This window comes from Paenibacillus sp. FW101-FHT12H11 (genome assembly GCF_058790355.1).
Genome location: NZ_JBYTCO010000003.1, coordinates 714,377 through 729,042, shown reverse-complemented (window position 1 = coordinate 729,042; position 14,666 = coordinate 714,377). Strand labels below are relative to the sequence as shown.

Sequence of the window (14,666 nt, the reverse complement as noted above, 5' to 3'; positions counted from 1 at the left end):
AAGCCTGACGGAGTGTATTCCGTCAGGCTTTGATCATTGAACAAAGTATCACTCCGAAGTGACGAACCAATCATTCTTCATAGTCCCCACCAAGCGCCGATGGCCCTGATACTCTTCGTAAATGTTAAAATCATATGTCTTCAGGAAGGACAACTTGTAAAGTAAGTCTCCGTTGGCCAAACTGATTTTGAAATCCTTATGCTTGCCAACTTTCAGCTTGGATTGCGGCGTCTCAGGCGTTTCATTGGTGCGGGGCTCGAAACTGCTCAAATCCGCCGACCATTCAATTGCCCTCAAGCCGTTCGTGTCGTTAATCTGAAAGACGATTTTACGTCCCTCCGTATTTATGCTCGTACTCATATCTTTGATAATCTCGTAGTTAAACTTCAAAGATAGTTCGTTATTATCCAGTGCTGTGCTGACATGATCCATGGAGAGCGTATATGGGGCAAGGTATACCCCCTTTAGTGGTGTCCCTACTTCCGTCTTCTCTTGCGGGAGCCAGAAGGCAAATGGCTTCACATACATGTCAGCGTCGTCTGAGTCTTCGCTATCATCATCGTCGTCGTCATCGTTTGCAGGTTCTTCCGTCAGCAGTTTGCCGTCTTTAACGGCCTCCCCGAGCAGAAGATTCATCCCGTTCTTATCAACGCCCTTAGGAAGCATGCTTGAAACGATAAGCAGTGCTTTCCCCCCGGGACCCACTTTCTCTTCCACATCCAGCACATTTGCCGGATAAACGGTTCCGTTCGCCGCTCGAAAGCTGGCAACCAGCTTCGCCAAGTTCGTGAATCTCTTCTCCTGATTCTCAATCAGCACCCGCACGGTATATTGTTCCGTGGATTGCGCTTGATAGCTCACAACGTTTTGAATGGAAAACTTGGATTGATAGCCCACATCCGTCAATTCAAAGGAAGAAGCCGCATCAAGGATCGCCACATGCAGGAGATCCGCCTGCGACTCAAAATCCAACACATCGATGATTTTCCCATCGGACGTTTTTTCCTGCAACACGAGCTCAATGTTTGAAAATGCATATGTATACGGCACTTTAGCCACCATCTGCATACCGACGGAGCTGTCTTTCGAAAGCCCCAGCACTTTTGCCGGAATAATGACTTTCGCCTCTACCTTCACTTTTCCATCCAATAATAAGTAACCAGACAACTGTGGAATTGGCAGCGAATCCGAGCCTTTATTCATCAGCGTGAAGTCTATAGTCAAAATGTCCGTGTCTTCCCAGGGTAACCGGTACATCCCGTTCATCCTTGTCGTGTACAAGCCATTTTCGTCCGTAAACGCAACTTCCTCGCCTGAGCTTCTCACCTCTTGCTCCGATTCTTTCGGCAGCTCCAAGTCAGCGATTGGCACATTCAATTTCAAATCGGGCATGTATTGTGTAACAACTATCTCCCAGCCTTCGGTTGAAACGTTCGCCGGGACACTTCCCGTCAGCGTAATTTCCTTCGTTTCCTGCGAGTTGATGAGGAGGTCGGTTAACCCTTTTGCAATTAACGGATACGTATATCCCTCCGACGTGCGAACGTTAAACTGGTAATCGGGCACGGTTACACTGTATTTCCCCAAGTTTTTCAGTTTCAGGGTTACGTTAGGCAAGCTGTTTTTTTCATTTTTTCCGAGGTTAAAATCGGAGAGTGCAGCCTCCACGATCGTGCCTGACATCTTGATCTCTTGAGAGCTTCCTGCCGGTGCCACTTGTGTAAAATCATCAGGCACTGAGATTTCGCCGATTTGACGTTCGAATGGACTGCGGGAGAAATCCCATTTCCCGAAAAGAAACTTTAAATCATGCAACGAGGTAGCTTCATTAACCAGGGCATAGTAGATGAACTCTTGCGAGGAGCCTGCCGCAACTTTTGCTTTTTCTTTGTCCTGTGGCATCATTTTGGCGATGAATGAATCCCCATTCTTACCTAACAAGCGGATCCAATAATCAGTCAGCGATAGGCTCGCTGAGCTTTCGTTCGAAATATACAGGGTGAACGTAACCATATTACCGGTGTGATCGGATAGAAGTTTTAGCTGTTTGATCTCAGCATAAGAATTACCGCCAAGCTGGATTCGCTCGAAGGCAGATCTGGTATCGTCTGGATTACCCTCATCTGCGAATGCGGATACCGGCAGGAACATCAGGCTTATGAAAACGGCTATCGCAAAAGCCATGAGGTTGGGGAAACGTTTACAAATTCTGGTCATCGGCAGTTTCCTTTCTACGCTTCGTGTTTCAATGCATCCAAGCCGATCAGCTCATCCGGACGCATCGCCTTTAACTGCTTTTCATATAATTCACGATATAACCCGTGTTGCGCTAGCAGTACTTGATGTTTGCCTCTTTCAACGATCCGTCCCCGGTCGATAACAAGAATTTGATCGGCTCTAACGACAGTTGCCAAACGGTGAGCGATGACGAACGTCGTACGTCCCTGCATTAACCGCTCCAGCGCTTCCGTGACCAGATGTTCAGATTCTGCATCCAGTGCCGACGTGGCCTCATCCAAAATTAGGATCCGGGGACTCTTCAGCAGCGCTCGCGCAATAGCGATACGTTGTTTTTGTCCGCCTGACAGCCTAACGCCGCGTTCTCCAATCATCGTTTCATATCCGAGCTCCCACTCTTCGATGAATTCATGTGCGTTTGCCGCTTGTGCCGCTGCAATAATTTGCTCTTTTGCCGCTTTCGGATTGCCATAAGCAATATTCTCATAAACGGTTCCGGAAAACAGAATGTTATCCTGAAGCACAAGCGCCATGTGGCTGCGCAGGTCATGCAGATCATAATTTCGCAAGTCAACTCCGTCCAGCAAAACGGAACCTTCGTCCGGATCATAAAAACGAAGCAGCAAATTTATGATGGTAGACTTGCCTGCGCCACTTGGTCCCACAAGCGCTATCACATCCCCGCTGCAAGCTTTAAAGCTTATCCCTTTAAGAGCTGCTCTTGTCTCCAACACCATCAAAGGCGGATCCGGCCTCATTTTCGGCGGAATCCAATAAAACCGTTTGGCAGGTCTTTGGCGCTCGACCAAATCTTTATCCTTCTGATCGGCCTCAACTTGCTGCTTTTCAGGCCTTTCAATCACATAATCGAACCCGACTTGGTCAAACTGGATGTCACCTTTACACGTTTTCAGAGGCAAGGGATTGTCATTGTTCTGAATTTCCGGTTCAATATCGAACACTTCAAAAATTCGTTCCACGTTGGCAAGTGAATTCTGAATCGTAACATTCACATCAGAAAAACGCTGAATTGGGCCATACATCTGGGATAAATAAGCCTGAAAGGCAATTAATTCCCCTACCGACATGTTACCCCGAATGACCATTGTTCCCCCAACGAACCAAATGATCAGCCCGCCGAAATCCTGAAAGGTTTGACTAATTCGGCCAAGCGTGTTGGATAGAAATTGAGCCGTCATCGCGTAGCCAAAATGAGCGGATGCTTGCTTCTTGAAGCGGTTCAGCTCCATGCGTTCCCGGCTAAACGCCTGAACAACCTTCATCCCGGCAATACGCTCGACAAGGACGCCTGACATTCGTTCCATCTGCCGATGGACAGAGCGCCATGCGTAGCGAATATGCACATTAATGTTCGTAAACGTTAAATAATAGACGGGAAGCAGCCACAGCGACAACAACGCCAGTTTCCAATCCATATGAAACAGCATAAATCCCGCGAACAGCACCAGGAAGAAGTCAATCGCCAGATTAATGACGCCAGAGCCGACCAAATTCTGAGCGCCGTTCACATCATTCAGTATTCTGGAGACGATGCTTCCGACCTGACGGCTGTCGTAAAACCGCTGAGAAAGCTTTTGCATATGTTCATACAGCTGAAAGCGGATATCGATGACCATGGAGTTTCCCATTTTGGCCATTACCCATTGACGCACATAATTGACCGCCGTTCCGAAAACGTAAACGCCTCCCAGTAGCCCAATCACCTTCGACAATGTCCATGAGCTTTCTTTACGCGGAAGAACTTCGTCAATCAGTACTTTGGTCATCCATGGTACCGTCATGGGGACGATAAATTGCAAAATACCGAGCCCAACAATGGTCATGATCATGTACCGGTACGGTTTTAGAAACTTAAAATAACGTCGTATGAGATGGGATTTTGTGTCCTTCTGCATATCAAACCTTCTTTCTTTTTCCGTGGATCGGCAGTCAAGATGACCCGCGAAGCACCCGATCGAAGAAATCCGGTGGTCCAACTTGACCGCCTTTCAAAACGATTTCTAAACCGTCCATCCATTTATCCTGCGAAAATGCCCGACAAAGCGGCCCTCCAGGAACAACAGGAGCTATCATTTCCAGCGCGTACATATTCATTCGTTTTACGGCAAAACCTGAGGTATCCCCTCCAGCCAAAACAACTCTCCGGACTCCTGTAGACTGAACCAGCGCACTCGCCATTTCACCCAAGCGTCCGCCAATTCGCTCACCGCTTCCGGCCAGATTGTGCCCGTTCAAACGCATCAGATGCTGAGTTTCCGGAATAGATTCGTCATTCGGACCTAGCGCAGTATATAAAATAACGTTCTTGCCAGATTGCAGCAATCGATCAGCCTCCCTAAGCAGCAAAGCCTGAACTGATTTCGCTTCCGAATCCTCCGCGAAAAAAAGAGGCGCTGGCACGCGAATACCCGCATAGCCGTGCGCCATTGCCCATTCGATTTGCGCACAAGTCGCTGGAGAACAACTGCCTGATAGGACCAAGAGCCGGTCTGCAGGCTCTGCCCTCCTCTGCTCAGACACTGCGGGCAATGCGCCTCGCTGCTGCCAATGGGAGACTAACGCGTATTCCACCCCTGAAGAACCAATGACGAATATCGGTTCATGCTTGCTCTCTTCCGCAAATAATTCACCGATTTTGGTAAGATGATCGTCCGTTAACACATCAAACAGCAAACCATCAGATGCTTGATTGAGCTTCTCATCCAATCGCTCTCTCAGCATCGTTCCATGATGCTCCAAATCCAAAACGCTCATCAGACCGATCGTGCAAAACGTCTGCTCAGCCAAATGAACCCGAAGATCCGCTTCCCTCATCGGCGTAACCGGGTGCTGCATCATGTTGGGATGCCGATCCAAACGCAGCATTTCCGTCCCTTTCCCGGCAAAATGGTTGCCAAACACCGTATACCTTTTTAACGCGGGCGAGCCTGCGAGAAGAGGTGTGAATCGTTGTTTCGGAAACACACGCCGTCCGATGTCAATAACCTTACCTATGCTGCCCGTTAAGGGGGAGGAATCGAAGGTGGAACAAATTTTGTAATGCACGATTGGCGCTTGAAATGCCTTGAGGGCAGTAAGTGCGGGATGAAGCGTAATCTCCATCTCTTCCGGACTCATCGTCCGGCTTACGCCAGCCACGCCAAATCCGTCATACTGGCTGAATTTCTCATGCCAAGTGGATACGTCTGGCATATCCATAAACAGAATCATTCGCAAACCGCCGGTCGCGAGCGCCTCTAACACATCCGTAGAACCTGTGAAGTCATCGCCGTAATAACAGATTCGCATTCGTTATCATCTCCCTTCCACCCCGTCGAGGCAGGCTCTAACCGAATGCTGCTAAAGCCTGCTTCAATTCAGGATGTTTATCGGCATGCAGATGCAGAGGTATTCCCTCCAAGGCCGCCTCCCACCCTTGCACGAGACTGCGGAATCCTGCCCCGGGTCCTCCCGGATGCGCATGGATACCGCCGCCGGCAATATTCATCAGATCGACGGTGCCCAGTGTGCTGTACGTTTCCGGCGCCGCCCCCGCCCATTGCTTCGATGACAGCACGGGAAGCACCGTGTCCGATGGATCAAACATCGGCGTCATACACGCACGCACGCTATCTACGACGGATGCATTGTCTTCATAGAACTTGTTGTTAAGTCCATTGACATGGAGATGATCTACGCCAGCCAGACGGCACAATTTTTGATAGGCTGCAAAAGACATGCCAAGATACGGATAACGTGTCATCATCCCCCATTGGTTGCGGTGTCCGTGTATGCATACGGAGGCAGTCTTTCTGAGGTGCGCTAGCCCAGCAAATCCAATACTGTTGATGCTGACCATCACACAGTTGCCTCCGGCTTTCACAACGGTCTCAAGATGACGTTTCATAGGATCGATATCATCGGTAATATTAAAAGCGTACATCGTCTTTTTGCCTGTTCGGTCCGCAGCGCGTTCTATTTCTTCCATGACCACCTTGATGCGCTCGGCAATCGGAGCATACGGCGGATTCCCATGCACCTCGTCATCCTTGATAAAATCAATGCCCGACAAGGCCAATTCACGCACGATCAACCGCAGCTGTTCCGTCGGCAATCCGATGTTCGGCTTAATGATCGTTCCAATGATCGGCCGTCCATGCACACCGGTGAGTTCACGCGTACCTGAAATACCGAACTGCGGGCCTTCATACCGTTCTTGAAACGCCAACGGTAAATCCAGATCCAGCAGCCGAAGCCCTGACAGCTCTTCCAGCTCATACAGATTTCCTGCAACTGTTGCAAGCAAATTTGGAATCGAAGGTCCAATATTCGTATAAGGGAATGCAATCTTCACAATGCCACGTCGGAATTCGCCTTTGCTGCCCGCAGGCACCTTAGCGCCCGGGAGCGAAGGGAAAGGCGAGCTTTCCAACTCTTGAATGGACAAAATCTGCGCGCGATGCTTTTGCTTCAGACTATCCGTTTCATTCGGCAGCGGGAGGAACGTTCCCGTAGACTGCTCACTGACGATAATTTCACAAGCCTTTTCTAAGGAAAATGCGGTTTCGAGCCAATAAGCGGCAATGACTTGGTCGTTCTTCAACATGGATATTTCCCCTGTCTCTCCAATTCGGCGCGCACAGCCATGATGCCTAGACGCGGACTAGCATACACGGGCAAACCGGTTTCCTCGCTTAACGCTTTTTCCATTCTAGCCATGGACCCCTGAGCCAGCACCAGTACATCCGCCTGTTTGGCTACTGATTTGGCCGCTTCATAAATCAAACGATCATGTTCCTCAGGCTGACCGGAAATTAAGGCTTGATAAGCCCCCTCCGCCAACGCGTCAACCACACGGACATTTCGGTTTTGAAGGTCCGCTTCTCTTTGCAGCAACTGCCTGGTCGGCTCGAGTGTAGTAGGTAATGTAGCAAGTACACCAATTTGATTAAAATTTTGGGTAACCTGACGCGCCATGTCATCGTCGATTTTAACAATCGGAATGTTGAACAAAGATCGTACGCGGTCCGCTGCTTCACCTACCGATGAGCAAGTATTGAGGATGACATCAGCGCCGATATCTTCGGCATGTCGATAATACTGGACCAAGCGGCGAACTACCGCAGTAGTCACTCCACCCGCCTGAATCACATCGGCAATCAAACTGTCGTCGATAATGTTGACGAGGCGGCAGCCCGGCAATTCCTCCCGAAACAGCGGCCCAATACGTTCCGATAGCCCTTGACCCGTGTAAACAGCAACAACTGTAGCCATGCCTTCTCCTCCTTTAGCTTGCGGTGTTATTCCTATACTTGATGGCTGTTCCCAGTCTGCCTTCTTGCTCAAGCCAGTTGTCTGCATCCGGGATATCGAAATAGCGGAGCATTCCTGGCAGGATAAAACTTAAAGAATCATTCTCATCATAAAATGGTTCTCTAATCCACTGCGCAAGACTGCTCATTCGGTTTTCCAAGCATACGCGTTGGACGCGTGAATCGAGCAATGCGGCTAACTCCGCATAGATGGCATACTTCCCACTGCCGTAAAGTTCAATATCATCTGCATCGATATTTTTCAGCGTTCCTGCTAATTCAATGGCTCTCAATACATCGTAAGTTCGTACGGCTGCCATACTATCGCCAAGCCACATTAACTCATCCGAATAGCGGTCCATCATGCCGAAACGTTTGTAAGGTCTCTCCTCTGGCGAGTTTACGTGCGGCAAAAGCGAGCCGATGCCCACTGGATTGAGCACCAGGGCAATACGTCCGGCTGCGCAGGTCTCCTCAATCCATTTGGCATGCGCATTCGTTTGTTTGGTCCCGCCATCCCATACAGCAATGGTAACCGGCAGCTTGCGCCCCGCTGCTTCAGCCGGGAAAAATTGCAAAGCATTATTGAGCAAACCTCGTTGGCTCCACCATACCGTCCTAAGTGCCCACAGATTCTCCACCTCACCACCTCCGGAAAGGCGCGGATTCAGGTCGCATGGCTTGCGATTGAAGTACACGGCATTTCGCAGCCACTTCAAAGCCTGCTTCTTGCGCAGATCTTCCGGCAGCTCATTGCGCGCTTTCTCCAGCTGTGCCAGCCGTTCATTGTTCTCGTCGTGTGTATTGCGGGCACTCGGACATTCGCCGATCACCTGCCCGCTCTGCGTGCAGTGAAGCTGATCCGCAGGCAGCAATTGAATAACATCATCCTGCGGAGTAACCTTACGACCCAACAGTTGTTCCGAAAAGAACTCTGCTGCCGCACGGGCGAGCGGGATCGAAAAGCGATGGGCATTTTCATCTTCAAAAATGTCCAGCAGCTCCCCTTTGTCATACATGTCCCAGAATCTACGGTTAACCGCTACGTTATGACGTGGAGCTTCAATCGGGACGGAATCATACGTCGTAGCGAGCACACGTACAGGGCGAGGTGCCATCGCAAGCACGATATCTTCGTGATCAAAACCTAACTCTGAGAAGCCAGGCCATTTCTGTTCGGCATCTTGCGCTTTGCCGGTCAGGAGAAAATACGGCCTGTTCATGATAAATCCGCCCGGGGCTGCAGCAGCGATGCGCTCGTCGGCCATCATAAGCAGCGATGTTTGGGTGCCGCCGCCCGAATGCCCGGTTACTCCGATCTTTTGCGGATCCACTTCTTTTCTCGTGCACAAATAGTCAATGGCCCTCATCGCATCGTGCAGCATATAACGCGCCAAGCTGTCGCCAACCGGCATGCATTGCCGCCCTACATTTTCATGCTCGGTTACGCTCGTCATTGGCGCTTGCCCTGTTTCAGGATCATAGAAGCCGAAGCGCTCCCCTTGACCTACAGGATCAAGCGACAATACGATTAGGCCGGCATGAACCAAATAGTGGCATACCGTCTGATATTCGTCGCAGTGTTTGGCCTGCTCGCGATGTCCACACAACACAAGGACTGCGCCACGTGGCCCGGTTACGCCATCTGGTATATAGAGATTTGCCGTTGCATAAACGAGCGGTCTGGGTTCGAAAATCACTTTCTCTACATGAAAGCCATTCCCTGAAATTGTTCCGGTTATTTGTGGATTTAACGGTGTGTCCGAAGCCGGCAATCCACCGATACACGTGAGGATGCCTTCACGGATCTCCTTCTGGCGCTGCATAAGATCGGCTTTATTTGCGATCGATCCACGCGCAAGCTCGCCCTTCTCCGCTGCACGCATGGCGGATTCATAAATCCACCTTGGCAGTTGGCTTTTCACATCAAAATGGGCGATTTGAACATTTTCAAACTTTTCAAACACGATGAGCTCCTCCTCCTCTTGACACTTCTGCCAGTTCTGACTCGATCAACAGATCGGATAAACGTATAGATTGATTGGCAGCCGCAGATTTCCAAACGGCTTCGCCAGTTAGCACCGCAAGCGCCCCTGCCTCTGCACCCGCCATAATGTCATATTGACGCAGCGGATCAGGTCCCAGGAATAGATCTTCCAAAATAAGCGGATCGCCACCGCCATGCCCGCCGGCTTTCGGTACAACGTGTATCGTTTCTTTGCCCCCGAACAGCGGGAAGTAGTCAATCGTTTGCTCAGGCACATGGAAAGCAGCGCGCCCGGACATAATTTCCTTTGTTTCAATCCTGCCTTTTGTCCCATTAATAGCCAGACGATAGCCTTCGTACGGTACCGAGAAATTGACGGAATAGCTTAACATAGCGCCTTTATCGTACTTAACTACAGCTGCATACGTATCCTCAATATCAATTTCGCTATCGAAAATGCACCCGTCAGGACGGTATCCTGTAAAGTTATCAGGTTTAATATCAACCGCATTCACATGGTCGTCCGGCGGTACAACCTCTTTGCTCCGTGATGACCATCGCATGAAATACGCACAGGAGGGTTTGACCCTGCACGTCCCGCAGTGTCGGCCGTCTTCCTTGACGGGATTGAACTCCCCGTCCGGACCAAAATAGTTCAGCGCTCCATATGCGAACGCTTCCAATGGTTTCTGGCCAATCCACCAGTTCACAAGATCAAAATGGTGAGTGCTCTTATGAATCGATAACCCGCCTGAATTGCTGCGTGTGCGGTTCCATCTTTTGAAATAGCTTGCACCGTGATAGGTATCAATGTACCAATTCAAATCAACCGACGTTACCCGGCCGATTCTGCCCTCCAGAATCAGTTCCTTAATTCTTGTATGAATCGGAGAATACCGATAATTAAAAGTGACGTGAAGTTTCCCCCTGCTATTCTGCTGAGCATCCAAAACCCGCTTGCAATCAGCGCTGGTCGTCACCATCGGTTTCTCCGAGATGACATCCAGATGGTGCTGCAACCCCCCTACGATATAATCCGCATGGGTGTAATCCACTCCTGCAACAATGACAGCGTCTGGGTTCGTTTCCTGAATCATCTGCTCAAATTGTGCAGGAGCATATACCGGTGTCCCTGCCAGCGCAGGAAATTTCCTAAAGCAATTCGTAAAGCGGCTAGGGTCCGCATCCAGCAAGCCGACAATCTCACAATGCTGATGGAACGTCTCCAGCATTGGACGAATAAACATGCCGTTTGCCCTCGTGCTTACGCCGCAAATCACGTATTTTTTCTTCGCCATGATGTTATCCCTCCTTGCTACTACTGTTAAGTATACAAAGTTGCGAATCGCAAACCATTAGTGAAAACGACTGTCATTATAGGTCAATCCTGTCTGGGGAAAAAAACGTCCCTGCCGGTTCTCCGACAGGGACGTGCCTATAATTCCTATTTCATGATAATTGTGTATTTAACCATTTGCGTTCCTCCGACAAGATACATGGTAAATTGTTGGATGTTGTTTTTCATCAAATCTTTACCTTTTCTAGTGTAAGAAAGCTTAAAATCAGGATTAATCGTAACTACATCTTGATACTTCGGATCTGTTTCTGTGTAAATAATATCCCCGACGAACATTTGTAAACCAAGAATATCATTAATTGAACTGAACTGATCTTGCTTAGTAGGAGCTGTAGCACAATCTAATGCTTTATTACCTTTACATGCATTTGTAAATGTTCCATAACCGTTGGTACTAACTTGGATTTGCCCCATCAAGTTACCATCCCAAAGTAAGAGGCCATTTAATGGCATAGTCATACTGCCTTCAAGCGGAAAGCTATTGCCGTCGTCGCCATAAGTAACTTTGGTTATTGTTTTTGGTGAACCGTTGACAGTTAATTTTGTAGGCACCATAGAATCGACATTTGAGCCTAATGATGCAGCCAATGTTTGAACTCCGCGAGGCGTATCGATGTAAAATGTAAAATTAATTTTCCCGGTATCAAGCCCCATAATCGCACTCTTCGTTGGGCTATACGCGATTGCCCTTGGATTATCCGAAGTAAAAGCCCGGATTGGAACCTTTAGCCCTGTTACAACCCCACCGCTATCCTTAACTAAAACACTAATAGGTTTACTTAACGGCAAATAATTGTTAAACAAATAGGTCGCGTCAGTAACACTTTCAAGTTTACCGCTATCTTTTAATATTCTTCCGATCGCCAACAGATCTCCACCTGATCCCATATCGAGACCATAGGTTAAATTTGCACTCACAGGATCAGTGACGTCTACCGTAACCGAATCTGAACTAACAGCCAACTGGCTTGTTCCGTTTAATTCCGTTTGGAATAATGTAGCTGTCAACCTGTAACTTCCCTGTTTTACAGCGTCCGGCGCAAAAGCAAATTGCTGACTGAAAACTTTCCCAATATCAAGCAATGCAGTAGGTGTAGCATCGGAGAGCTTTGCTGATCCTGTTACCTCTTTGACTGCCCCAGTTTCTCCGCTGAGTTTTTCCAGCTTCATCTCAACCTTATAATCATCCCGAGTTGTTTTATATTCTTCATCGAACTGATCGTAAATTTTGAAGACGGCCTTCGTCGAAGGTGATACCCCATTTAACAGTAAAAAGTTCTTTGCTGAGGTGTTCTCGTCAACTTTAATCGTGTTTGGTTTGCGAGCCGAGTCAATCATAAGTGGAAGGGTCACCGTTTGATTTAACCCATTTAATTGAACATTAATTGTTGCCGGCCCGGCGGACAAAACTTGTTTAACGTGAATACTACCGTTAAGATCAATTTTTACGTTTCTAGTTTGGTTTGTTTTAGGATCTGTACGTGTAGCTGGACTGGCTTCCAATTTGAGGCCGCCAGTTGCATATACGGAAATTTTCCCGGTTGTTTCTAGAGCAGCAATCTCAGTTTGAGTTAGTTCTTGATTCGCCGAATCAAGGATCTTTAGACTAACTGATTTATCTACGTCACCTTCTGTCAATGGTGTTACAATCGGTCCAATGACGACTGTATATGCTAATTTTGGTGAGTAAACGGTAATCTTCTGAGACACTTGTTCGCTGTTAAACAATAAATTCAATGTCACTTCTTTGCTGCTATCCAAATCCGAGTTAGCTGCCAATTGCAATTCTGGATAACCATCATTGTCGAAATCGACAAAATCGTTGGGATTATCCATTTTAAAAACGTTTCCAATTGCACCGGTAAAGTTCTTAAATAAGCCCATATTCAAAATTTTGGGGTCTACAATTCTAGTTCCATACTGATCGTATGCCTTAAAGGTAAGGTACGCCCTTCCACCTGCTTGAAAAGTCAGTTGTCCGGCAGGAAGCTTTAAATTGTTTTTTGCATCACCCAAATCAACCTTCTGAACTTGCGGCATATCGCCAACAGTAAACGTTTTATTTATATTGAGGTAACCGCTCTTCTCCAATAAATAAACTGCAAATGTATCCCCTGGCCTTAATACACTTAAATCAAGGATAATGGAATTGCTATCGGCCAAAATGGTCGATGTGATACGTTTTGGGGAATTTACATAGACATTCACATTACTAGCTGACAATTTCATTGGTTCGCCATATTGGTTACTAGCCTTGTATTCAATAAGCGCTTTTGACCAAGGAAGCTTCTCAGTAGTTGTAACGATTTCAATCTTTGCAGCGCGTTCATTCTCCGGCATGAAAGCCATCGTTCCGCTAGCAACGTCCACGCCACTCAATATGACTTGGTATTGTGCAAATTCTAAATCATCGCTCATTTCAAGTGTAGCTGTCATACTATCGTCGGACCACGTAATAATTGGCTCAAAGAATACAGGCTTATTCTCTGAGTCCAACATGCCACCTTTCGTCACTTTCAGAACAGCCTTATTGCTATCAACTTCACGATTCAATCTTACGGTTAATTTGTTTTTCCCGATGACTTTTACTTCCGCAATCGAAGCTTTAGCAGGCTTAGCCGTTGTCAGATGAAGCTGAAGCGCTGCATAAGAAGCAAGTGCAAATGTTTTTCGATTCACGTTAACGTTACCGCCGAATTTGCCACCTGTCTGATTAGTCATAAGCTTTTGCTGCAGGGCGTAGGTGACATAGCTTTTATAATTCGCGTCTACCGTCTCATCTTTACTAGGAGCTGCGGCTTTCGCCTTATCATCTAGGCCAAGTCCTTTGATCAGCAGCATTGCGAGCTCTTGGCGGGTCACGACCGTTGTCGGATTGAATTTGTTATCAACCACATCGTAGGTCAGATTGGCATTCTTTAGTGCTTCAATATAGATCCGAGATGCATCATTCGTTTGGACGTCGGTGAAACTTGATCCCTTAGACGTATTATCCAAAGTCAATCCCAAAACGAGTGTTGCTGTTTTTGCTAACTGAGCTCGATTGATGGTATCATCCACACCAAAAGTATCGGCAGATGACTTCTCAATCGCATCCATTTTTAAGAGAGCGCTGATTTTTTTCTTGTCATCCTTCGAAAGACTTTTCAAATCACTGAGCTGGTCAGCTAAGTAAGTGTCGGCAGTTACGCTTGAAGAAGAAGCTGCTGGTTTCGTTGCCGCTGGTTTTGTTGATGATTTTGATGATGGTGCCGCCGTCGTTGTGGATGACGTTTGTGGTGCAGCAGCTTCTTCTGCACTGACTAAAGGGGCAAAACAGTAACATAGCAGCATAAATGATAGTAACAGAGCAAGTTCTTTCCTCATTTCGTGCACCTCCCTAATAAGATGATACCCCATTATAAAACGCTTACATTATGTATAAAACAAAACTAATGCCTCAAAGTAATCAGCCCCGCTCTCATTCGCTCATTTTCTTGCATGGACTAACTTTATTACAAAACCGTGACCAAATTATGGGGGCTTTTATGCAATTTTATAGGTTGTTTTATTCATCCTGTCGATGATGGTCTATTTTTGGCCCTTCCAAGTAGCTGATTTTCTTATGGACTCAGGAGACGCTATTCTGCCAAAATCGGCTGAATTTGAGAGGCTATGGGACTGAGGAGACGCTATTTGTTGGTTTTATCGCTGATCAAGGCCATTTCATGGCCAATAACGGCTTGTGAGTCCGTTAGATTTTAAAACTAGCCCAGAAACAGCAAATAGAGGT

The 14,666-nt window shown here is 47.6% G+C and carries 8 protein-coding genes; all 8 read right to left on the bottom strand.

The genetic code is table 11. From position 1 onward, the window contains the following. Positions 1 to 48 precede the first annotated feature (48 nt). The 8 genes from AC3WTJ_RS13235 to AC3WTJ_RS13200 all read right to left on the bottom strand — a co-directional run bounded on the left by AC3WTJ_RS13235 (position 49) and on the right by AC3WTJ_RS13200 (position 14,260). Positions 49 to 2,217, bottom strand: coding sequence for a hypothetical protein (locus tag AC3WTJ_RS13235; protein WP_492522138.1), 2,169 nt, complete (start codon positions 2,215 to 2,217; stop codon positions 49 to 51). A gap of 14 nt (positions 2,218 to 2,231) precedes the next feature. Further along, entirely contained in the window at positions 2,232 to 4,154 is a 1,923-nt protein-coding gene (locus AC3WTJ_RS13230) for an ABC transporter ATP-binding protein (RefSeq protein ID WP_492522137.1), read from the bottom strand. Between the two features lie 34 nt (positions 4,155 to 4,188). Further along, entirely contained in the window at positions 4,189 to 5,547 is a 1,359-nt protein-coding gene (locus AC3WTJ_RS13225) for a four-carbon acid sugar kinase family protein (RefSeq protein ID WP_492522136.1), read from the bottom strand. Positions 5,548 to 5,584: 37 nt separating this feature from the next. Further along, positions 5,585 to 6,844, bottom strand: coding sequence for a ribulose-bisphosphate carboxylase large subunit family protein (locus AC3WTJ_RS13220; RefSeq protein ID WP_492522135.1), 1,260 nt, complete (start codon positions 6,842 to 6,844; stop codon positions 5,585 to 5,587). Next, positions 6,838 to 7,512, bottom strand: a complete 675-nt coding sequence (locus AC3WTJ_RS13215) for an aspartate/glutamate racemase family protein (protein WP_492522134.1) — start codon at positions 7,510 to 7,512, stop codon at positions 6,838 to 6,840. Before AC3WTJ_RS13215 ends, AC3WTJ_RS13220 begins: the two co-directional genes overlap by 7 nt. A gap of 13 nt (positions 7,513 to 7,525) precedes the next feature. Beyond that, entirely contained in the window at positions 7,526 to 9,517 is a 1,992-nt protein-coding gene (locus AC3WTJ_RS13210; RefSeq protein WP_492522133.1) for an alpha/beta hydrolase family protein, read from the bottom strand. Beyond that, the gene (locus AC3WTJ_RS13205; protein ID WP_492522132.1) at positions 9,510 to 10,835 is read right to left on the bottom strand and encodes a Gfo/Idh/MocA family protein; all 1,326 of its coding nucleotides are present in this window, start codon (positions 10,833 to 10,835) and stop codon (positions 9,510 to 9,512) included. Before AC3WTJ_RS13205 ends, AC3WTJ_RS13210 begins: the two co-directional genes overlap by 8 nt. A gap of 146 nt (positions 10,836 to 10,981) precedes the next feature. Beyond that, positions 10,982 to 14,260 (bottom strand): S-layer homology domain-containing protein, encoded by a 3,279-nt coding sequence (locus AC3WTJ_RS13200; RefSeq protein ID WP_492522131.1) that lies wholly within the window; start codon positions 14,258 to 14,260, stop codon positions 10,982 to 10,984. Positions 14,261 to 14,666 lie beyond the last annotated feature (406 nt).